Genomic DNA, 22,078 nt, shown 5'->3' with positions numbered 1-22,078 from the left:
CTTTCAGACGGCCTTTTTTCATATTGTAAACCTAGGGTCTGTTCACCATTCATCTCGCGGCAATCTTTTGGCTCAAAAACGCGCCTGCCGCGTTGAAAATGCTCGCAAGGTGTCCAACCTTGCTGCGCTTTTCACCTTGCAAGCGCGCTTTTGCGCTCAAAATCTTACGCACAGATGAAATGTGAACAGACCCTAAGCAGTTTATTTTTGATACTGCACCGAATCGGCACCGCTGTGTTTTTGGATAAACTCGATTTTGTAGCCGTCCGGGTCTTCCACAAACGCAATCACGGTGCTGCCGTGCATCATCGGGCCCGCTTCACGCACCACTTTGCCGCCTTTGGCGCGCGCGGCATCGCAGGCGGCGTAGGCATCGTCCACTTCGATGGCGATGTGGCCGTAGGCATTGCCCAAATCGTAGCGTTCGGTGTCCCAATTGTGGGTGAGCTCGAGCACGGTATGGTCGCTTTCATCGCCGTAGCCCACGAAAGCGAGGGTGAATTTTCCTTCGGGGTAGTCGTTTTTGCGCAGCAGCTTCATGCCTAAAACATCTTGATAAAATGCTAATGATTTATCGAGGTTGCCAACGCGCAACATGGTGTGCAGCATTCTCATGGTGATTTCCTTGTGTGGTTTGAATCAATAATCTGGCCGTCTGAAAGGCCGGCCGCAGCAATGCTTTATTTTAACACAGCTATCTTCCGCTTTCAGACGGCCTGTTTGCTGCTTTGCGGGTGCAGAAGCGGCGCTCAGGCAAAAGGTGCCGGTCGGCTTGAATGTTTACAATCCGGCCAAATGGTTTTCAGACGGCCTGCATGAAGCTTGGGCGTGAAAAATTGTTTTATTTAATTCACAATAATTTGACCGGACATATTGAATTCGGCGGCTAAATTGGTTATAAAGCTAACGTTAAGTTATGTAGATTTTGTTGTTTTCTTTCATAAAATAAAAGGACAGACTGATGAGAATTGGTATTCCCAAAGAGTCGCTGGCCGGTGAAACCCGTGTGGCGTGCACGCCTGCTACCGTTGCCCAATTGCTCAAACTGGGCTTTGAGGTGGTGGTGGAACACGATGCCGGCGCGGGCGCGAGCCTGAATGATGCGGCTTATGCAGCAGCCGGCGCGGCGGTGGCCGATGCGGCCGAAGTGTGGGCCAGCCCGCTGATTTATAAAGTAAACGCGCCTGATGAGGCGGAAATCGGCCGCTTGAGCGCCGGCCAAACGCTGGTGAGCTTTGTGTGGCCGGCGCAAAATCCCGAGCTTGTGCAGAAGCTGGCCGATAAAAAGGTAAATGTGCTGGCGATGGACATGGTGCCGCGCATTTCGCGCGCGCAGGCTTTGGATGCTTTGTCTTCCATGGCCAATATCAGCGGCTACCGCGCCGTGATTGAAGCAGCCAATGCTTTCGGGCGCTTTTTCACCGGCCAAATCACTGCCGCCGGCAAAGTGCCGCCGGCGCAAGTGTTGGTGATTGGTGCAGGCGTGGCCGGTTTGGCCGCCATCGGCACGGCCAATTCGCTGGGCGCAGTGGTGAAAGCGTTTGACACGCGCTTGGAAGTGGCCGAGCAAATCGAATCGATGGGCGGCAAATTCCTCAAGCTCGATTTCCCGAATGAAGCGGGCGGCAGCGGCGATGGTTATGCCAAAGTGATGAGCGAAGAATTTATCGCCGCAGAAATGAAGCTGTTTGCCGAGCAGGCCAAAGAGGTGGATATCATCATCACCACCGCTGCGATTCCGGGCAAACCCGCGCCCAAGCTGATTACCGCCGAAATGGTGCAAAGCATGAAGCCCGGCTCGGTGATTGTGGACTTGGCCGCGGCCACCGGCGGCAACTGCGAATTAACCCGCCCGGGCGAATTGTTTGTTACCGACAACGGCGTGAAAATCATCGGCTACACCGATATGGCCAACCGCTTGGCGGGGCAGTCTTCCCAGCTTTACGCCACCAACTTGGTGAACTTGGCTAAATTGCTCAGCCCGAATAAAGACGGTGAAATCACCATTGATTTCGATGATGTGATTCTGCGCAACATGACCGTCACCCGCGATGGCGAAATCACCTTCCCGCCGCCCGCCATTCAAGTTTCCGCCGCGCCGCAGCAGGCGCAGGCCGCGCCGGTGAAAAAGCCTGAGCCCGAGCCGCAGCCTTTGTGGAAAAAGCTCGCGCCGGCCGTGATTGCCGCGGTGTTGATTTTGTGGATGGGCGCGGTGGCGCCGGCAGAGTTTCTCAACCACTTTATCGTGTTTGTGCTCTCTTGCGTGATCGGTTATTACGTGGTGTGGAACGTGAGCCACTCGCTGCACACGCCGCTGATGTCGGTGACCAATGCCATTTCGGGCATTATCGTGGTGGGCGCGCTGCTGCAAATCGGGCAGGGGCATGCGGCGGTGTCGTTTATCGCTTTTGTTGCCATTTTGATTGCCAGCATTAATATTTTCGGCGGTTTTTATGTTACCCGCCGTATGTTGAATATGTTCCGGAAAGGTTAAGGAGGCCGATATGTCACACGGATTGGTTACCGCGGCATACATCGTTGCCGCCGTCTTGTTTATTCTCTCGCTGGCCGGCCTGTCGAAGCAGGAAAGCGCCAAAAACGGCGTGTATTACGGCATTGCCGGCATGGCGATTGCGCTTTTTGCCACCATTTTCAGTGAAAACACCGCCGGGCTGGGCTGGGTGATTATCGCCATGGCCATCGGCGGTGCAGTGGGCATTTATAAAGCCCGAAAAGTGGAAATGACCGAAATGCCCGAGCTGATTGCGCTGTTGCACAGCTTTGTCGGCTTGGCCGCTGTGTTTGTGGGCTACAACAGCTTTATCGAGCCGGGGGATGTTTCCAGCGATATGGAAACCATTCACCTGATTGAAGTGTTTCTCGGCGTGTTTATCGGCGCGATTACCTTCACCGGCTCGATTGTGGCTTTCGGCAAGCTCAACGGCAAGTTTTCAAGCAAGCCGCTGCAATTGCCGTTTAAGCACATGCTCAACTTGGCCGCGCTGGTGGTGTCGTTTATCTTGCTGCTGATTTTTGTGGGCGCACACGGTAGCTGGTTTGCGCTGATTGTGATGACCGCCATCGCGCTGGCTTTCGGCTGGCACTTGGTGGCTTCCATCGGCGGTGCAGATATGCCGGTGGTGGTGTCGATGCTCAACTCCTATTCAGGCTGGGCGGCTGCCGCCGCAGGCTTTATGCTCGGCAACGATTTGCTGATTGTGACCGGCGCATTGGTCGGCTCCAGCGGCGCGATTCTTTCCTACATCATGTGTAAAGCCATGAACCGCTCCTTTATCTCCGTGATTGCCGGCGGCTTCGGCACCGATGGCTCTTCCGCTGCTTCGGGCGGCGAAGAAACGGGCGAATACCGCGAAGTGAAGCCTGCCGAAGTGGCCGAAATGCTCAAAGGCGCCAACAGCGTGATCATCACCCCGGGCTACGGCATGGCCGTGGCGCAGGCACAATATCCGGTGGCCGAAATCACCGATCTGCTGCGCAAACAAGGCGTGGAAGTGCGCTTCGGCATCCACCCCGTAGCCGGCCGCTTGCCGGGCCATATGAATGTGCTGTTGGCTGAAGCCAAAGTGCCTTACGACATCGTGTTGGAAATGGACGAAATCAACGACGATTTCCCCGAAACCGATGTAGTGTTGGTAATCGGCGCGAACGACACCGTCAACCCCGCCGCCCAAACCGACCCCAATTCCCCCATCGCCGGCATGCCGGTGCTGGAAGTGTGGAAGGCCAAAGAAGTGGTGGTGTTCAAACGCTCGATGAACACAGGCTACGCCGGCGTGCAAAACCCGCTGTTTTTCAATGAAAATACGGTGATGTGTTTTGGTGATGCTAAAGCCACGATTGATGAAATTTTGGCGGATTTGAAGAAATAAGGCCGTCTGAAAAAAACAAAGGCCGTCTGAAAGATTTCTTTCAGACGGCCTTTGTTTGTTTTCCAACGTATTTCAATAAATCGTTTCTCCGCCGGCGGCCAAGGTGGCGGCGATATCGTCGGCGAGAGTTTGGCAGTCTTCCAGGCTCAAATTGCTGATGGTGATGCGCACGGCGGGTTGTTTGCCGGGGTTGAAGGGGGTGCCGCTTTGCACGGCCCAGCCTTTGGCGGCGAGAAATTGGATCAGCTGCGCTTCGTTGGGCACGTTCAGCCAAATGTGCATGCCTTCGCCGTGGCGGCCGGGCACGCGGATGCCGCGTTCGGCGAGGCAGGTGATGAGGTATTGGCGGCGGGTTTGGTAGCTTTCGGCGATGGCGGCTAGGCCTTGTGCGCCGAGCGCTTGCCAGAGTTTGAGGGTGAGGTGTTGCAAAAGTTTGCTGATCCAGCGCGGGCCCAGCGTGAAGCGTTTTTTCATGGCGGCGAGGGTGGGGCCGTGGCCGGCGGCGATGGCCAGGCGCATGTCGGTGCCGAGAAATTTGCTGGTGGAGGTGGTGTAGATCCATTCGTTGGCAAAGCCTTGCATGCCTTGGAAAGGGTGGCGGCTCAGTGCGCCCCAATGATCATCGATAATCAGCAGCGGGTTGTGGCAGCTGAGGGCTTGCTGCCAGGCCTGCCAGCGCTCGGGGCTGTAGCAGATACCGGTGGGGCTGTGGGCGCGGGCGGTGAGTATCACGGCGGAGATGTCGTTGAAATCGATGCCGGGCGGGATAAGCGCGCCTTCTTCGTCCATTGCGGCGGGCACGGCTTCGAGGCGCAGGTTGGCCAAAAGCGCCAACAGCGGCAGCCAGCAAGGCGATTCGATAATCACTTTGGCGCCGGGCATGCAGCGTTGGTTTAGGGCGCGCTCGATGATGTCGAGGCTGCCGGAAAACAGCACGGGCTCGGCGTGGATGCCGGTGCGCTCTTGCAGCCATTGGCGGATATGCGCCATCAATTCGGGGTGGTCACCGTGGTTACCCACGTCGGTGGAGAGGCGGTAGCTCTCCAGCAGGGTGGGGCTGAGCGCGGGCAGTAGGCGGCGGTCGACATTGCCGCTGGCCAAGTCGATGAGGCCGGCGGGTATGGCGGCTTCGGTATGCAGGATTTCGGTTTTCTCGGGCACAAAGCTGCCGCGCCGCCCGTCGGTGGCGATGATGCCGGCGTCGCGCAGTTGTTTGTAGGCGGCGGATACGGTGTTGGGGTTGACGCCCAATTCGTCGGCAAGTGCGCGCACGGTGGGCAGGCGGTGGCCGGCGGGCCAGCTTTTGTTGCGAATGAGCTGTTCAATGGATGATGCGATGTTGACAGCGGTGGTGCCTTTGGGGTTTAATTGAGTCATACAAAACTCTTGTTGTATTAGTTCAAAAAACTTTAAAACAAATTCGGATAATTGGCAAGTGTTTTCAGACGGCCTTCACCGCTTGAAATACATCAAGCTTTCGATATATGTGCTGCCAGGCCGTCTGAAACAGACGTATAATGGCGCATAAATAAAAAAGCCGATACTGCCAATACCGTTACCAAGGAACCTTATCATGTCGAAAGAGCAGAAAGCCCAAGCGCCTAAAGAGCAGGTGGTGCATTTATATGAGGGCGGCAAACGTATTCACCCGAAGCTGGCCAAAGGCCGCTTTGCCAATTGGCGCATTTTTGCCATTGTGGCCACGCAATTTGTGTTTTATGTGTTGCCGTGGTTTAACTGGAGCGGCCGCCAGGCGGTGCTTTTTGATATTCCGGAGCGGCATTTTTATATTTTCGGCCTCTCTTTGGGCATGGGCGATTTGATATATTTGGCCGGCCTGCTGATTATTTGTGCGTTCGGCCTTTTTTGGTGGACCACAATTGCGGGGCGCTTATGGTGCGGCTATGCCTGCCCGCAAACGGTGTATACCGAAATCATGCTGTGGATCGACCATTTTATCGAGGGCGACCGCAACAAACGGCTGAAGCTGGATAAATCGCCGTGGAATTTCACCAAAATCCGCATTAAGGCCACCAAATATCTGCTGATTTTTGCCGTGTGCGCATGGACGGGCATCACCTTTGCCGGCTGGTTCACGCCGATACGCGAATTTGTGCCGGCGATTTTCAGCTTCACTGCGGGCGGTGGCGCGCTCTTTGCCGCCGCTTTTTACGGCTTTATGACGTTTTTGTTTGCCCACATTATGCGCGAGCAGGTGTGCAAATATATGTGCCCTTATGCCCGCTTCCAAAGCGCCATGTTCGACCACGATACTTTGGTGATTTCTTATGATGTCGAGCGCGGCGAGCCGCGCGGCGCGCGCAAGAAAAATGTGAGCAAAGAAGAGAGCAAGCTTGGCGACTGCATCAATTGCACCATGTGCGTGCAGGTGTGTCCTGTGGGCATCGATATCCGCGACGGTTTGCAATATGAATGCATCGGCTGCGCGGCCTGCATCGATGCGTGTGATGAAATCATGGATAAAATGAATTATCCGCGCGGCCTGATCCGCTACACCACCGAAAGCGCGCTCAAGCATGAATACAGCGAGCGCGACATCAAAAAACGCTTGCTGCGCCCGCGCGTGTTGGGTTATGGTGCGGTGTTGTTTGCAGCGGTGGCGGCTTTGCTTTTCGGTATTTTCACCCGCGAAACGCTGCATGTCGACATTATTAAAGACCGCGGCGTGATGGTGCGTGAAAACACGCAGGGCTGGCTGGAAAATGCGTATAATCTGCGCATCATCAATGCCAGCGAAGATGAGCAGGTGCTCACCGCCAAAGTGAGCGGATTTGAAGATATTACGCTCACCGGCATCCCGGCCGAAGGCATCAAAGTGGCCGGCAACGACACCGTTACCGTGCCGGTGCAAGTGGCCACCATTCCGGAATATGCCGATAAAGGCAGCCATCCGATTGAATTTACCTTCCACTACCGCAAAGCAGATGAGGCGGCCGATGCGGCGCGCACCATCACCGAAAAAGCATCGTTTATTGGAGAATGATTTTGACCAGGCAGCAATCCAAAGTTTGGTATAAAGAGCCGTGGCCCTGGCTTTTGATGGCAGGGCCCGCCATCGTGGTGGTGGCCGGCTTTATCACCTTTTATCTGGCGCAAGTCAACGCCGCCGATTTGGTGAGCGACGATTATTATAAAGACGGCAAACACATCGATATCCAGCTGCACCGCGATGAAGAGGCGCTCAAGCGCCACATCACGGCGCAAGTGCTGGTGAGCCCCGACAATAATGCCGCCAAGGTGTTGGTGAGCGGCGATTTCGATGCCGCACAGCCCTTGAATCTGGTGCTGATGCATCCGGCCAAAAAAGCCTACGACCAAACCGTGAAGCTGCTGCCGGCGCAAGGCGGCGTGGCTTCAGGCAACAAGCATGAATATTCGGCTGTGTTCAAGCCGCTGCCCGATGCCAACCATTGGTATGTGCGCCTGGAAGATGCCGCCGGCAAATGGCGGGTGGAAGACAAGTGGATTGTCAGCCAGGGCAATGCTTTGAATTTGAAACCGATGGACAAGCTTTTGGCGCCGCAGGCCGCCGCAGCCGGCCATTGATATAGCTGCCGTTTTGTTAACAAACGGGTAGGCGCTGCTGACTACACGTGATAACATAACGGCTTTATTTCGCCGTGTGAAACGTTTTCAGACGGCCTCCACGCATACATAATCAGGATTCAGCAATATGGACGATTTAATCAAAGAAGCCGCGCTTCATTTCCACGAATATCCCAATCCGGGCAAAATCCAAATCACCCCCACCAAGCCCTTGGCCACCCAATACGATTTGTCGCTGGCTTATTCGCCCGGCGTGGCCGCGCCCTGCATGGAAATCTACAACGACCCGCTGGCTTCCTATAAATACACCGCCCGCGGCAATTTGGTGGCGGTGATCTCCAACGGCACCGCCGTGCTCGGCTTGGGCAATATCGGCGCGCTGGCCGGCAAGCCCGTGATGGAAGGCAAGGGCGTGTTGTTTAAAAAATTTGCCGGCATTGATGTGTTTGATTTGGAAGTGAACGAAACCGATCCCGATAAAATCGTCGACATTATCGCCTCGCTGGAGCCGACTTTCGGCGGCATCAACCTCGAAGACATCAAAGCGCCCGAATGCTTTTATATCGAGAAAAAGCTGCGCGAGCGCTGCAACATTCCCGTGTTTCACGATGACCAACACGGCACCGCCATCATCACCGCCGCCGCCGTGCTCAACGGCTTGCGCGTGGTGGGCAAAGACATCGAACACGCCACTTTGGTGTGCTCCGGCGCCGGCGCAGCGGCGATTGCCTGCCTGAATTTGCTGGTGGCTTTGGGCATGAAGCGCGAAAACATTACCGTGTGTGATTCTAAAGGCGTGATTTACCAAACGCGCGAAGACAAAGAGCGCATGGATGAATCGAAAAAACATTACGCCATTGCCGACAACGGCCAGCGCGTATTGGCCGATGCCGTGCCCGGCAAAGATATTTTCCTCGGCCTCTCCGGTCCCAATGTGTTGAGCCCCGAAATGCTCAAAGGCATGAATGAGCATCCTATTGTGCTGGCGCTGGCCAATCCGCAGCCGGAAATCTGGCCGCCCGAAGCCAAAGCCGCGCGCCCCGATGTGATTATCGGCACCGGCCGCTCTGATTTCCCCAATCAGGTCAACAATGTATTGTGCTTCCCGTTTATTTTCCGCGGCGCGCTGGATGTGGGCGCCACCACCATTAATGAAGAAATGAAGCTCGCCTGTGTGCGCGCCCTGGCCGATTTGGCCATGGCCGAGCAAAGCGATGTGGTGATGGGCGCTTATGGCGATGCAGATTTGCATTTCGGCCCCGAATACCTGATTCCCAAGCCTTTCGACCCGCGCCTGATTGCCACCATTGCGCCGGCCGTGGCGCAAGCAGCGATGGATTCCGGCGTGGCCACGCGCCCGATTGAAGACATGGCCGCTTATGTCGAAAAACTCAATCAATTTGTGTACAAAACCAGCCTGTTTATGCGCCCGGTGTTTGCCCAAGCCAAAAAAGACATCAAGCGCGTGGTGTTGGCCGAAGGTGAAAACGAGCGTGTGCTGCATGCCGCCCAACAAATCGCTTCTCAAAAAATGGCGTTTCCCGTGCTGATCGGCCGCCCTGCCGTGATTGAAGAAAATCTGCAACACCTCGGCCTCACCATCCAGCCGGGCAAAGATTTCGAATTGATCGATATTGAAAACAACCCCCATTATGAAGCCTCTTGGCAGGAATACTACAACCTGCTCAAACGCAAAGGCGTTACCGAAGAGATGGCGCGCCGCCGCATGCTGGCCAACAACACTTTGGTCGGCGCGCTGATGGTGCGCTTGGGTCATGCCGATGCGCTGGTGTGCGGCATGGTGGGCCGTTATCGCGATCATTTCAAGATCATGGAAGACGTAATCGGCTACAACAACCCCGAGCAACACGCGTTTGCCATGAATGCGCTGATTCTCAACCAAGGCAATTTCTTTATCGCCGACACTTATGTCAACACCAATCCCACCGCCGAGCAATTGGCGCAGGGCACGTTGATGTGCGCCAAAGAAATGCAGCGCTTCGGCATCACCCCGAAAGTGGCTTTGCTTTCCAATTCGAACTACGGCTCGATCGACAATGCTTCCAGCAGCAAAATGCAGGAAGCCCTAAAGCTGATTCAGGCGCAAAATCCCGAGCTGCAAATCGATGGCGAAATGCAGGGCGATGTGGCCATGATGGAAGACATGCGTCAGCAGATTTTCCCCGAGAGCACCTTTAAAGGCTCGGCCAATTTGCTGGTGATGCCCAACATCGAAGCGGCCAACATCAGCTACAACCTCTTGCGCGTGTCGTCTTCAGACGGCATCACCATCGGCCCGATTCTGATGGGCATGAACCAGCCGGTACACATCATCACCCCGATTTCCACCGTGCGCCGTATTGTGAACATGGTGGCGCTGGCTGCGGTGGATGCGCAGCGGCAGTAAGCTTGCCGCGGGTGCCGCGCAATCGGTTTGCTTGCGCTGCGCTTGAATAGGTGAATAATCGCAAGTAATCATCAATAGGCCGTCTGAAAAGCTTTCAGACGGCCTATTTTGTGTTTGTTTGCATGGTTGAGATTTCTGCTCGTTTTAATCTTTTATCTATAGTGAAATGCAAGAAAAAGTGACACAAAACTATGCACTATAACAGGTAGGTTGGGTTGCCAAACCCAACGTTTCAGATGGCCTGTGGGCTTGTTGGGTTTTCAACCCAAGCTACCCGTTGTGTCACTTTTTCCTGTATTCCACTATATATACCGCATTGTGAAGAAAACCTCAGGCCGTCTGAAAACTTTTCAGACGGCCTGTTTAATGCTTGATTGCATAATTTAAGACTTCTGTGCTTCTTCATCCAGCGATTGCAGCCACGCCAGTTTTTCGCCGATTTTGATTTCCAGCCCGCGCGGCACGGGTTGGTAAAAGTCCGGTTCGGCCATGCCCTCGGGCATATAGCTTTCACCGGCGGCATAAGCGTGCGGCTCGTCGTGGGCGTAGCGATATTCGCGGCCATAGCCCAGCTCTTTCATCAGCTTGGTGGGGGCGTTGCGCAGATGCACGGGCACTTCGTCGCTGGCGTTTTGTTTTACAAAAGCGCGCATTTGGTTATAAGCCATATAGCCGGCGTTGGATTTGGCAGCGGCAGCCAGATAAAGCACGGCTTGCGCCAGCGCCAGCTCGCCTTCGGGGCTGCCCAAGCGCTCGAAGGTGGCGGCGGCTTCGTTGGCGATTTGCAGGGCGCGAGGGTCGGCCAGGCCGATGTCTTCCCAGGCCATGCGCACAATGCGCCGCGCCAAGTAGCGCGGGTCGGCACCGCCGTCGAGCATGCGGCAAAACCAATAGAGCGCGGCATTGGGGTGGGAGCCGCGCACGGATTTGTGCAGCGCGGAAATTTGGTTGTAGAAGCTCTCGCCGCCTTTGTCGAAACGGCGGATTTGGCTGCCGAGGCTGTTGGCCAAAAATTCGGCAGTCAGTTCGGTAATATTTTGCGTTTGCGCGGCGCGCAGCAATTGCTCGAGCAAATTGAGCAGGCGGCGCGCATCGCCATCGGCGGTGGTCAGCAGCAATTCGAGCGCATCATCGTGAATGCGCATATTTTGATAATCGGGCAGGGCGAATACTTTATCGGCAAGCTGCTTTAATTCTGCCGGATTCAGCGATTGCAAAGTGTAAACCTGAGCGCGGCTCAATAAGGCGGGGTTGACTTCAAACGAGGGGTTTTCGGTAGTGGCACCGATAAAGGTTAACAGGCCGCTTTCCACATGCGGCAAGAAGGCATCTTGCTGGGCTTTGTTGAAACGGTGCACTTCATCCACAAATAAAATGGTGGCCTGCCCTTGTTGCAGCGCGATTTCGGCTTTTTCGATGGCCTCACGGATGTCTTTCACGCCGGAAAACACGGCGGAAACCGGCAGAAATTGGGCGTTGAAGCTTTGCGCCAAAATGCGCGCCAGCGTGGTTTTGCCCACACCCGGCGGCCCCCACAGCAGCATGGAATGCGGTTTGCCGCCTTCCACCGCCACGCGCAAAGGCTTGCCCGCGCCGATTAAATGCTGCTGGCCGATCACTTCTTCGAGCGAATGCGGGCGCAGGCGCTCGGCAAGCGGGGCATCGGGTTGGCGGGAAAATAAATCGGGCATGTCGGTATCCTTATTCAGACGGCCTTTATTATAGCGCAAGCATTCGCCTGAATAGGCACCTTGCGGTACAATGCGCTGCAATATGTTTTCAGACGGCCGAAGCTTGATGATGAACGAGCGCGATAAAATGTTGGCAGGGTTGCCGCACAACCCGATGGATGCTGCTTTAAATGCAGAGCGTGAGCGCGCCAAAGAATGGCTGCACGATTACAATGTGTGCACGCGGCCGGGCGATATGGCGCGGCGGCGTGAATTGATGGCGGCGCTCTTGGGCAAAGGCGGCGAAAGTGCGTATATCGTGCAGCCGTTTTATTGCGACTATGGCCGCTATATCGAAGTGGGCGATAATTTTTTCGCCAATTTCAATTGCACCATGCTGGATGCGGGCGGCATCAAAATCGGTGATAATGTGCTGCTGGCACCGAATGTGGGTTTATACACCGTCGGCCACCCGCTGGATGCGGGCTTGCGCAATCAAGCTTGGGAAGATGCCAAGCCGATTGTGATTGGCGATAATGTGTGGATTGGTGCAGGCTGCACTATTGTGGGCGGAGTGACCATCGGCGACAATGCCGTGATTGCGGCGGGCAGCGTGGTGACCAAAAATATTCCGGCCGATATGCTGGCCATGGGCATGCCGTGCAGGCCGGTGCGCAAGATTACCGAGGCCGATCGTGCTGCTTATCAGGCGCGCATCGACGAAGCAAATGTTTGATTGATTGGGAAAAACTGATATGAAAAAAGTGTGGATGGCAGGCTTGGCGGTGTTGGCTTTGGGCGCATGCAGCGCCGATGGCGGCAGCTTGAACAGCGGCTTGGATATGGGCAATTCGCTGGTGAAAGCCGCGGTGGACAATCAATGCCGCACCGAATTGAACAAACGCAACGAATGGCGCCTGGCCATGCTCACCCAAAGCGCCGAGCAGCAGCAGGTTTGGGAAGATAAAATCTGCGGTTGCGCCAGCGAAGAGGCACCCAATCAGATGACGGCCAACGAGCTGATGCAGGTGGTGAATCCGGCCACGCGCACGCAGGCCGTGGCCAGCGTTACCGCCAAAACCGTTACTGCGTGTGTGAAGCGCTTGTATAGCAAATAAATGTTTTCAGACGGCCTGTCGCGTTGGCAGGCCGTCTGAAAGCTTGTTGAAAGCCTGTGCTCAGGCCGAATTGTGAAAAGAGACAATACCATGAAATACATCAGCACCCGTGGCGACACCGATCCGAAACCGTTTAGCGAAGTATTGTTGATGGGCTTGGCGCCCGATGGCGGCCTGATGCTGCCCGAGCATTACCCGCAGGTGAGCGCGCAAACGCTTGAATCTTGGCGCGGCTTGAGCTACCCCGATTTGGCTTTTGAAGTGATGCGCCTTTTTATCACCGATATTCCGGTGGCCGATTTGCGCGACATCATCAACCGCACCTACACCGAAGCTGCGTTTGGCACAAAAGCCATCACGCCCGTGCGCACACTCTGCGACGGCATCAAAATCGAAGCGCTCTCCAACGGCCCCTCGTTGGCCTTTAAAGATATGGCGATGCAGTTTCTCGGCAACGCGTTTGAATATGTGCTGCAAAAAGAGGGCAAAACGCTCAATATTCTCGGCGCCACCAGCGGCGACACCGGCTCGGCGGCCGAATATGCCTTGCGCGGCAAAAAAGGCGTGAATGTGTTTATGCTCTCGCCCGACGGCAAAATGAGCGCATTCCAGCGCGCGCAAATGTATAGCCTGCAAGATGAAAATATCCACAATATCGCCATCGAGGGCATGTTTGACGATTGCCAGGATATTGTGAAAGCGGTGCAAAACGATGCCGAATTCAAAGAAAAATACCACATCGGCACGGTGAATTCGATCAACTGGGGCCGCATTGTGGCGCAAGTGGTGTATTACTTTGCCGGCTATTTCAATGCCACTTCCAGTAATGAGCAAAAAGTGAGCTTTTGCGTGCCCAGCGGCAATTTCGGCAATGTGTGCGCCGGCCACATCGCCCGCCAGATGGGCTTGCCGATTCACCGCCTGATTGTGGCCACCAATGAAAACGATGTGCTCGATGAGTTTTTCAAAACCGGCGAATACCGCCCGCGCCTGCCCGAATTCACCCACATCACCTCCAGCCCGTCGATGGATATTTCCAAAGCCTCCAACTTCGAGCGCTTTGTGTTTGACTTGATGGACAGAGATGCGGTGCAGATTTTGGCTTTGTGGGCGGAAGTAGGCGTGGGCGAGGGCTTCGACCTGAATTTGCAGCTGGATAAAATCCGCCACCGCTATGGCTTTGTGTCGGGCAAGAGCCTGCATCAAGACCGCCTGGCCACCATTGCCGCTGTGTATCAAACCGATGGTGAATTAATCGACCCGCACACGGCCGACGGCATCAAAGTGGCGCGCGAAGTGCGCGAGCCGGGCGAATTGGTGGTGTGTTTGGAAACCGCGCTGGCGGCCAAATTTGAAAAAACCATTCATGAAGCCGTGGGCAACGAAGTGGCGGTGCCGCGCCCGGCGGCGCTGGCGGGGCTGGAGGGCTTGCCGCAGCGTGTGCAGGTGCTGCCCAATGATGCTGCTGCCGTGAAGCAGCTGATTCGTGAGGCGCTCGAAGCATAAGCATCAATCGAAAGAGGCCGTCTGAAAAGCAGAATGATGTTCAGACGGCCATTGAATGTTCAGCAGCAAGCGTTGTTGGCGTGTGTGTTTGCGCGTACAATGGCGCTTTTGCTCTAAAGCGAATAATCTGAATATGCAACCATTGCAAGAGCCGACGGCCTGGCAGCTCTACCGGCGCTTGGCCGTTTACCTCAAAGGCTATTGGAAAGTCTTCACCGTGGCCATCGTGGCCATGCTGGTGGTGGCTGCCACCATGCCTTTATTCGGCTATCTGCTCAAGCCTTTGATTAACGAAGGCTTTGTCGATAAAAACATGCAGAGGATGAGCTGGCTGCCGCTGGCCATCGTGGCGCTGTTTATTGTGCGCGGTGTGTTTAACTTTATCAACGAGTATTGCACCAGCTATCTTTCCAGCCATTTGGTGCAAAGCATGCGCCAAGAGATGTTTGCCAAGCTGATGAAGCTGCCTTCGTCTTATTTCAGCAGCCACGCCAGCGGCCGCGTGATGTCGCGCGTGCTCAACGATGCCAATCAGATTGCCGATGCCGGCTTTAATGTGATTACCGTGCTGGCCAAAGACGGCGTGAGCGTAATCGGCTTGCTGGGCTTGCTGATGTATCTCAACTGGCGGCTGACGCTGATTACTTTCATCATCTTGCCGGTGGTGATGGTTAGTGTGCGCTTGGTGAGCAAGCGCTTGCGCCGCCTCTCGCACGGCAACCAGCAGCAAATGGGCCAGATGACGCAAGTGCTCAACGAGAGCATCGACGGTGCGCGCGTGATTAAGGTTTACGGCGGCCAAAAGCGCGAAACCGCCCGCTTTGAAAACAGCGCCGCCGGTGTGCGCCGCAATAATGTGAAGCAGGCCGCGGCCAGCTCGCTGGGCACCAGCGTCACCCAAATCATGGCTTCGGTGGCCTTGGCAGCGATTATGTATACCGCCGCGTTTGAAGCGAAAAATGAAGGCTTCAGCGCCGGCGATTTCATGTCGTTTTTATCGAGCATGATTATGATGTTCGACCCGATTAAGCGCATGACCGGCGTGATGCAGTCGCTGCAGCGCGGTTTGGCGGCGGCTGAGAGCGTGTTCAGCTTTTTAGACGAGCCTGAAGAAGCCGACGGCGGCACGCAGCATTTGAGCGGCAAGCCCGGCAAAATCGAATTTGTGAATGTGGTGCACCGCTATGACGATGCCGAGCGCAACAGCCTCAACGGCATCAATCTTGCTGTGCCGCAAGGCGGCGTGATTGCGCTGGTGGGCGCATCCGGCTGCGGCAAAACCACGCTGGCCAACCTGATTCCGCGCTTCTTCAACCCCACCGAGGGCGAAGTGCGCATCGGCGGCACCGATATCCGCGAATACACGCTCGAGAGCCTGCGCGAGCAAATGGCGCTGGTGAGCCAAGATGTGGTGCTGTTTAACGACACCGTGGCCGGCAACATCGCCTACGGCCAACTGGGCAAAGTGAGCGAAGCTGAAATTATCCAGGCGGCCAAAGCGGCCAATGCCTGGTCGTTTATCCAGGCCATGCCCAAGGGGCTCGCCACCGAAGTGGGCGAAAATGGCCTCAAGCTCTCCGGCGGCCAGCGCCAGCGCATCGCCATTGCGCGGGCATTGCTGAAAAATGCGCCGATTTTGATTCTCGATGAAGCCACCAGCGCGCTGGACAACGAATCGGAGCGCTTAGTGCAGGCCGCGTTGGAAAACCTGATGCAAAACCGCACCACCATTGTGATTGCCCACCGCCTCTCCACCATTGAAAAAGCCGATAATATCGTGGTGATGCACGAAGGGCGCATTGTGGAGCAGGGCACGCATACCGATTTGCTCGCCAAAGGCGGGCGCTATGCCGATTTGCATAATCTGCAATTTGATGACACGCCGTCTGAAAACCTTCAGACGGCCTCTTGAATATTCATACGAAAACTAGGAAACCGACATGGCAGCATTCAACACTCAGAAAGTTTTGTCTGTCCACCACTGGACCGATGCTTACTTCACCTTTACCTGCACCCGCGACGAATCATTGCGTTTTGAAAACGGCCAATTCGTGATGGTGGGGCTAATGGTAGAGGGCAAGCCGCTGATGCGCGCTTATAGCGTGGCCAGCGCCAACTGGGAAGAGCATCTGGAATTTTTCAGCATCAAGGTGCAAGACGGCCCTCTGACCAGCCGCTTGCAGCATTTGAAAGCAGGCGATGAAGTGTTGGTGAGCAAAAAACCCACCGGCACGCTGATTTGCGGCGACCTCAATCCGGGCAAGCATTTGTATTTGCTCTCCACCGGCACCGGTATTGCGCCTTTTTTGAGCATCACCAAAGACCCGGAAGTGTATGAGCAATTTGAAAAAGTGATTTTGGTGCACGGTGTGCGCTACAAACAAGACTTGGCTTATTATGAGCGCTTCACCCAAGAATTGCCCGAGCACGAATATTTGGGCGAGATGGTGAAAGAGAAGCTGATTTATTACCCGGTAGTGTCGCGCGAAGAATTTCCGCACCGCGGCCACATCACCGATTTGATGATGAGCGGCAAAATGTTTGAAGACATCGGCCTGCCGCCCATCAACCCGCAAGACGACCGCGCCATGCTCTGCGGCAGCCCGGCCATGCTCAAAGATACCAGCGGCGTGCTCAACCATTTCGGTCTCACCGTGTCGCCGAAAATGGGCCAGCGCGGCGACTATCTGATCGAGCGCGCTTTTGTCGACCAATAAGCCGCAGCGGCTTTTGCCGCAGCACAAAGGCAGCCCCGCTTGAGGCTGCTTTTTCGCGTTTGCCATGCTTTGAAACACCGGCCCTTCCACTTTCGCCCCGCACATTATGAACAGCCTGATTACCCTGATTTCTATTTTAACGCCGCTTTTTCTCGGCTTTTTCATCCGCGTGCCCAAGCGCTGGCTGCCTTTGGTGGATAAAAGCCTCGGCGCTTTGGTGTATCTGATTTTGGCCTTAATCGGCGTGTCGCTGTCGCGGGTGGAAAATTTAGGCACGCAGATGAGCACCATTCTCGGCTCGGCGGCTTTGCTGTTTGCCTGCGTGATCGGGCTGAACCTGCTGGTGTTGATGTGGTTCGACCGCCGCCATCCGTGGCAGGTGCAAGGCAGCGGTAGAAAAGCGAATGTGAGTATTGTCGGCAGCATCAAGCAGCTGGGCTGCGTGCTGTTGGGCTTTGTGTTGGGCAAGGCGATGCACGATGTGTGGCTGCCGTCTGAAAACCTCGGCACCTATTGCCTGATGTTGTTGGTGTTGCTGGTGGGCATACAATTGCGCAGCAGCGGCATCACGCTGCGCCAGGTGCTGATCAACAAGCGCGGCGTACAAACCAGCGTGTTGATTACCTTGTCGGGCTTGTGCGGCGGGCTTTTGTTTGCCGCCTTGCAGCCGGATGTGTCGTGGAGCAAGGGCTTGGCGCTCGCTTCGGGTTTTGGTTGGTATTCGCTCTCGGGCATTGTGATGACCGAAGCCTACGGGCCGGTGTGGGGCAGCGTGGCCTTGCTCAACGATTTGGCGCGTGAATTTTTTGCGCTGGCGTTTATCCCGATGCTGATGCGCCGCCATCCCAGCGCGGCGGTGGGCGTGGGCGGCGCCACCAGCCTCGATTTCACCCTGCCGGTGATTCAAAGCTCGGGCGGGCTTGCGGTGGTGCCGCTGGCCATCAGCTTCGGTTTTATCATTAATGTGCTCGCGCCCGTGCTGATGGTGGTGTTTTCTACCGCTCATTTTTAAATGCTTGCGCCGGAAAAACTTATTTGGGAAAATACATTCCATAAATTAATGATATGAATAAAGAAACCGTCATGCCGCCAAGAATCCAACGACACGAAAAAATCATCGCGCTGGTGCGCGAACACGGCTTTATGCCCATCGATACATTGGCGCGCGAATTGGATGTCACGCCGCAAACCATTCGCCGCGACATCAATTTATTGTGTGAGGAAAACATTTTGCGCCGCTATCACGGCGGTGCGGCGCTGGGCGAGAGCCTGGAAAACGAAGATTTTTTAAGCCAGAAAAACAAATTGCAAAGCGAAAAAGCGCATTTGGCCGATTTGGTGGCCGCGCATATTCCCGACAATGCTTCTTTGTTTATGAGCATAGGCACCACCATCGAAGCGGTGGCGATGGCGCTGGTGAAAAACCATAAAAACCTCTGCATCATCACCAACAATATCCATGTGGCGGCGATTGTTTCCGGCCGCAGCGACTACACCGTAATCATCACCTCGGGCGTGGTACGCCCCGTGGATGGCGGTGTTACCGGTGTGGCCACGGTGGATTTTATCAATCAGTTTAAAGTGGATTATGCCGTGTTGAGCGCTTCGGGCATCGAGCCCGACGGCTCGCTGCTGGATTTCGACTATAAAGAAGTGAGTGTGATGCAGGCGATGATGGAAAACGCGCGCACCCGCTATCTGGCCGCCGATCAGCGCAAAATGAGCCGCAACGCATTAGTGCGCATGGGCGACATCACCGAATTTGATGTAGTGTTTGCCGATGAAGCGCCCAATGAAGCCATACGCAAAAAGCTGGATGAGGCGGGCGTGGAATGTGTGGTGGTGGGGCAGGCCGCAGAAGAGCAGACGTGAGATTTTTCAAAAAATGATATGGTGGAATGCATAAAAAAGTGATGCGGGCGTATGTGGCAAGCCATACACGCCGAAGCTGTTCAAGCCGTGTGCGTGGCTGCGCACACCCTACACATGATTTGAGATTTCTTATTTTTGTATCTGTTTTTCTTTGATTTCACGATAAGTGTTGCCCATTTAAAAAGCCAAATCAAAAGGCCGTCTGAAAACTTTTTCAGACGGCCTTTTGATTTGAAAACGGTTTATTTGCAGCTCACACCTTGGATTTGCGGTTTGCTGCCGCTGCCCACTTTAAACACACATTGGGTGGCGCTGCTGCCGGATACGGTGAGGTTGCCGCCGGCAAGGCTCAGATTGACCGGCTCTTTCACGCCCATGCTCACGGCGGTGGAGGCGAGTTTTTGTGCATCGTCGGCTGAGTAGCCGCTGTTGTTGGCGGCGATTTTGATTTCTTTGGCTGCATAAGCGTTGGCGCCGAGGGCCAGTGCGGCAACGGCGGCGAGCAGGGCAAAGCGTTGGGTTTGCTTCATCGGTTTTCCTTTAATCATCAGCGTGTGAAGTCACACGTTTGTCGGGCTAGAATAGGGGCAAAAAGAGGGATTTGCAAGATTGGGCGGCTTTTTTTACCGGCGTGTGTGGTAAGTTGGGCTGATTTTACGTTTATTAATCTGTGCGGGCGTGGTTTAAAAACCGGCTGCCGCAGGTGGGGCGGTGAAGACGCTGGGCATTCGCTGAAGCCGGTTTCTATTGAATCGGCTCAGGCCGTCTGAAAAAGCATTTTATGGCTTTCAGACGGCCTTCGGTGGGAAAGTGCGGTATGATAAAGCATTGTTTTAATAACCATATGCGCCTGAGCTGGTTTGCGGCCGGTTTTGTGCAGCGGGCAAGGCGGGGGGAGGGAATATGAATGCGATGGAATTGAAAATTCCGCCGCCGCTGGTGTGGCTGGTGTGCGCTGCGGCGGCTTGGTTGAGCGCACATTATCTGCCGGCAAGGGCGCTGGATATGGCGGCTTTGCGCTGGCTGGTTTGGCCGTTGCTGTTGTGCGGCGTGCTGCTAGCTTTGCCTGCGCTGGCGCTGTTTGTCCGCGCACGCACCACCATGCATCCGCGCGCACCTGAGCGCAGCAGCCGCTTGGTGACGGGCGGCGTGTATCGTTTCAGCCGCAATCCGATGTATTTGGCGCTGGCGCTGTTGCTGCTCGCTTGGGTGTTGTGGCTGGGCAATGGGGTGGGGCTGGTGTGGCCGGCGCTGTTTGCGGCTTATCTCACCCACTTTCAGATTGTGCCCGAAGAGCGGGCGCTGGCGGCGAAATTCGGGCAGGAATATGCGCAATATTGCCGGCGGGTGCGGCGCTGGTTTTAAAATATAAACAGGCCGTCTGAAAGCTTTCAGACGGCCTGTTTTATTGAGATGAATCATTGATTTGAATGACGGCTATTGCAACACTTCGGCAAATGCATCGGCCACATAATCGATGTTGCCTTCATTGAGGCCGGCCACGCACATGCGTCCGGAGGCCACGAGATACACGGCGAATTCGTCTTGCAGGCGCTGCACTTGCGCCGGGCTCAAGCCGGTGTAGCTGAACATGCCGCGCTGGCTGAGGAAATAGCCGAAATCGCGGCCGGGCACTTTGGCGCTGAGCACATCGTAAAGCTTTTGGCGCATGGCGCGGATGCGGTCGCGCATGGCATACACTTCATTTTCCCATTGGGCGCGCAAGGTTTCGCTATTCATCACGGCTGCGGCGATATAGCCGCCGTGTGCCGGCGGGCTGGAATAGATGCGGCGTACGCCAGCTTTGAGCTGGCCGAGCACCAATGCGGCTTCTTCGGCGCTCGGACACACCACGCTCAGGCCGCCGACGCGCTCGCCGTAGAGCGACATATTTTTGGAAAACGAGTTGCTCACCAGCAGTGGCAAGCCCATGGCGGCGGCTTGGCGGATGGCATAGGCATCGCTATTCAAATCATCGCCGAAGCCTTGGTAGGCGATGTCCATAAATGGAATCAGGCGGCGGGCTTGGATAATGTCGAGCACCGCATCCCATTGCGCGGGCGTAAGGTCGACGCCGGTGGGATTGTGGCAGCAGGGGTGCAGAATCAGAATGCTGTGCTCGGGCAAACTGAGAAAAAAAGCCAGCATTTCTTCAAATTTCACGCCGCCGGTGGCGGGGTTGTAGTAAGGATAAGTGCCGGTGGGAATGCCGGCGCCTTCGAAAATGCTTTTGTGGTTGTCCCAAGTGGGGGCGCTCACATAGGCTTGCGCTTCGGGAAACCAGCGCTTCAGAAAATCGGCGCCCACTTTGAGCGCACCCGAACCGCCCAGGGTTTGGATGGTGGCGATGCGCTTTTCGGCCAACGCCGGGTGATTTTGCCCAAACAGCAGGTTTTGCACGGCGCTGCGGTAGGCGGCCAAGCCTTCCATCGGCAGATAGGGGCGCGGCTGCGCGGTGGCGGCACGCTCGATTTCGGCGCTGCGCACGCAATCGAGCAGCGGCAGCCTGCCGTGGTTGTCGAAATAAATGCCGATACCGAGGTTGACTTTTTCGGTGCGCGGGTCTTGGTTGAAGGTTTCAACCAGGCTGAGAATAGGGTCGCCGGGGTAGAATTCGACGTGTTGGAACATAAACGTTTATCCTTGTTTTACGGGTGTTTGAGAGGTGCTTTGTATGCCCTGATTGTACACAGATTGGGGGAAATGGCTAGAGTAGAGGAGGCCGTCTGAAAGGGTTCCGACGATCTTCATTTGAAAATGTGCGTTTAGATGTTATGCGAAAAAGCAGAGTAAAAAGCACAGCACCAAAAAAAGATAAATGCAATCCAAAGGTATTTATAGCGCCACATTTCTCGAAACCGGATTTTATGTTTGCATTGTTCATCCAGTTTTTTTAAAAGAACAGATCTTTCGACACCTTCAGTTTTTTGCTCAATCTCTCGTTGCAGTATTTTAACGGCTTGCACAATAGAAATGTCCCAAGCATCAAACTGCATTTTTCTGCTTTTGTTGGCAGAGCGGAAAGCCTCTAGTGATAAGCCAACATAGAAAAAACCAACGCAGATATAGGCTGAAATTTGTAGCGGTGTTTGGCCTTTCAGACTTGCACAACTCATGGAGGCCAATAGTAACCAAACGGCTTGTTTGTTAAACGCGCTATGGTAGGAAATAATTTGTCTTTCTAATTGATTGATTTCATATTCCAGATTTATTAAGTTCATTTGATACCTTTCATTTCAAATACCATAATTATGAAGAAAAGTAAGATAGAGGCCGTCTGAAAAAAACCGCACCCTGTATTTTGCAGGGTGCGGTTTTCAATCAAGATTAT

19 protein-coding genes are annotated in these 22,078 nt (G+C 55.0%); 13 read left to right on the top strand and 6 right to left on the bottom strand.

The genetic code is table 11. The features are described from left to right. Positions 1–201: 201 nt before the first annotated feature. Positions 202–615 (bottom strand): lactoylglutathione lyase, encoded by a 414-nt coding sequence (gloA, locus tag LVJ78_RS08580; RefSeq protein ID WP_132954504.1) that lies wholly within the window; start codon positions 613–615, stop codon positions 202–204. Between the two features lie 346 nt (positions 616–961). Between gloA and LVJ78_RS08575 the strand changes: the two genes are divergently transcribed. Then, complete coding sequence (locus tag LVJ78_RS08575) at positions 962–2,494, top strand: Re/Si-specific NAD(P)(+) transhydrogenase subunit alpha (protein WP_132954505.1); 1,533 nt, start codon at positions 962–964, stop codon at positions 2,492–2,494. 10 nt (positions 2,495–2,504) lie between these two features. Then, positions 2,505–3,890 (top strand): Re/Si-specific NAD(P)(+) transhydrogenase subunit beta, encoded by a 1,386-nt coding sequence (gene pntB, locus LVJ78_RS08570; protein ID WP_132954506.1) that lies wholly within the window; start codon positions 2,505–2,507, stop codon positions 3,888–3,890. A gap of 72 nt (positions 3,891–3,962) precedes the next feature. Here pntB and LVJ78_RS08565 read toward each other — a convergent pair whose 3' ends face one another. Next, positions 3,963–5,267: an aminotransferase class I/II-fold pyridoxal phosphate-dependent enzyme gene (locus tag LVJ78_RS08565; protein ID WP_132954507.1), complete on the bottom strand. Its 1,305-nt coding sequence runs from the start codon at positions 5,265–5,267 to the stop codon at positions 3,963–3,965. A gap of 196 nt (positions 5,268–5,463) precedes the next feature. Between LVJ78_RS08565 and ccoG the strand changes: the two genes are divergently transcribed. The 3 genes from ccoG (at position 5,464) to LVJ78_RS08550 (ending at position 9,864) form a co-directional block, all read left to right on the top strand. Beyond that, positions 5,464–6,894 carry a cytochrome c oxidase accessory protein CcoG gene (gene ccoG / locus LVJ78_RS08560; protein ID WP_132954508.1) on the top strand — a complete coding sequence of 477 codons (1,431 nt, stop codon included), beginning with the start codon at positions 5,464–5,466 and terminating at the stop codon, positions 6,892–6,894. Beyond that, positions 6,891–7,457: a FixH family protein gene (locus tag LVJ78_RS08555; RefSeq protein WP_207894330.1), complete on the top strand. Its 567-nt coding sequence runs from the start codon at positions 6,891–6,893 to the stop codon at positions 7,455–7,457. The genes ccoG and LVJ78_RS08555 overlap by 4 nt, the downstream gene beginning before the upstream one ends. 127 nt (positions 7,458–7,584) lie before the next feature. After that, positions 7,585–9,864, top strand: coding sequence for an NADP-dependent malic enzyme (locus tag LVJ78_RS08550; RefSeq protein ID WP_132954509.1), 2,280 nt, complete (start codon positions 7,585–7,587; stop codon positions 9,862–9,864). A gap of 383 nt (positions 9,865–10,247) precedes the next feature. Here the strand turns inward: LVJ78_RS08550 and LVJ78_RS08545 are convergent, their stop codons facing one another. After that, positions 10,248–11,555 carry a replication-associated recombination protein A gene (locus LVJ78_RS08545; RefSeq protein WP_132954524.1) on the bottom strand — a complete coding sequence of 436 codons (1,308 nt, stop codon included), beginning with the start codon at positions 11,553–11,555 and terminating at the stop codon, positions 10,248–10,250. Positions 11,556–11,625: 70 nt separating this feature from the next. On the opposite strand from LVJ78_RS08545, the gene LVJ78_RS08540 reads away from it, so the two are divergent. The 7 genes from LVJ78_RS08540 to LVJ78_RS08510 all read left to right on the top strand — a co-directional run bounded on the left by LVJ78_RS08540 (position 11,626) and on the right by LVJ78_RS08510 (position 18,747). Next, entirely contained in the window at positions 11,626–12,270 is a 645-nt protein-coding gene (locus LVJ78_RS08540) for a sugar O-acetyltransferase (RefSeq protein WP_243650386.1), read from the top strand. 19 nt (positions 12,271–12,289) lie between these two features. Continuing rightward, positions 12,290–12,652, top strand: a complete 363-nt coding sequence (locus LVJ78_RS08535; RefSeq protein WP_132954510.1) for a hypothetical protein — start codon at positions 12,290–12,292, stop codon at positions 12,650–12,652. 90 nt (positions 12,653–12,742) lie between these two features. Beyond that, positions 12,743–14,158 carry a threonine synthase gene (gene thrC / locus LVJ78_RS08530; RefSeq protein ID WP_132954511.1) on the top strand — a complete coding sequence of 472 codons (1,416 nt, stop codon included), beginning with the start codon at positions 12,743–12,745 and terminating at the stop codon, positions 14,156–14,158. A gap of 133 nt (positions 14,159–14,291) precedes the next feature. Then, positions 14,292–16,070 carry a lipid A export permease/ATP-binding protein MsbA gene (gene msbA, locus LVJ78_RS08525; RefSeq protein WP_132954512.1) on the top strand — a complete coding sequence of 593 codons (1,779 nt, stop codon included), beginning with the start codon at positions 14,292–14,294 and terminating at the stop codon, positions 16,068–16,070. A 28-nt stretch (positions 16,071–16,098) separates the two neighbouring features. Beyond that, positions 16,099–16,875, top strand: coding sequence for a ferredoxin--NADP reductase (locus tag LVJ78_RS08520; RefSeq protein ID WP_132954513.1), 777 nt, complete (start codon positions 16,099–16,101; stop codon positions 16,873–16,875). Positions 16,876–16,981: 106 nt separating this feature from the next. Next, positions 16,982–17,887, top strand: coding sequence for a LysO family transporter (locus tag LVJ78_RS08515; RefSeq protein ID WP_132954514.1), 906 nt, complete (start codon positions 16,982–16,984; stop codon positions 17,885–17,887). 71 nt (positions 17,888–17,958) lie between these two features. After that, on the top strand, positions 17,959–18,747 hold the full coding sequence (locus LVJ78_RS08510; RefSeq protein WP_132954515.1) for a DeoR/GlpR family DNA-binding transcription regulator: 789 nt from the start codon (positions 17,959–17,961) through the stop codon (positions 18,745–18,747). Between the two features lie 242 nt (positions 18,748–18,989). Here LVJ78_RS08510 and LVJ78_RS08505 read toward each other — a convergent pair whose 3' ends face one another. Continuing rightward, positions 18,990–19,277 (bottom strand): hypothetical protein, encoded by a 288-nt coding sequence (locus tag LVJ78_RS08505; protein WP_132954516.1) that lies wholly within the window; start codon positions 19,275–19,277, stop codon positions 18,990–18,992. Positions 19,278–19,659: 382 nt separating this feature from the next. On the opposite strand from LVJ78_RS08505, the gene LVJ78_RS08500 reads away from it, so the two are divergent. Next, positions 19,660–20,112: a methyltransferase family protein gene (locus LVJ78_RS08500; protein ID WP_244802565.1), complete on the top strand. Its 453-nt coding sequence runs from the start codon at positions 19,660–19,662 to the stop codon at positions 20,110–20,112. A 72-nt stretch (positions 20,113–20,184) separates the two neighbouring features. Here LVJ78_RS08500 and LVJ78_RS08495 read toward each other — a convergent pair whose 3' ends face one another. Together LVJ78_RS08495 and LVJ78_RS08490 are read right to left on the bottom strand one after the other, a co-directional pair. Next, positions 20,185–21,378 carry an amino acid aminotransferase gene (locus LVJ78_RS08495; protein WP_132954518.1) on the bottom strand — a complete coding sequence of 398 codons (1,194 nt, stop codon included), beginning with the start codon at positions 21,376–21,378 and terminating at the stop codon, positions 20,185–20,187. A gap of 134 nt (positions 21,379–21,512) precedes the next feature. Beyond that, positions 21,513–21,968: a hypothetical protein gene (locus LVJ78_RS08490; protein ID WP_132954519.1), complete on the bottom strand. Its 456-nt coding sequence runs from the start codon at positions 21,966–21,968 to the stop codon at positions 21,513–21,515. Positions 21,969–22,078 lie beyond the last annotated feature (110 nt).

Source organism: Uruburuella suis (assembly GCF_022870845.1).
GTDB lineage: Bacteria > Pseudomonadota > Gammaproteobacteria > Burkholderiales > Neisseriaceae > Neisseria > Neisseria suis.
This window is presented reverse-complemented; position numbering and strand designations above follow the sequence as displayed.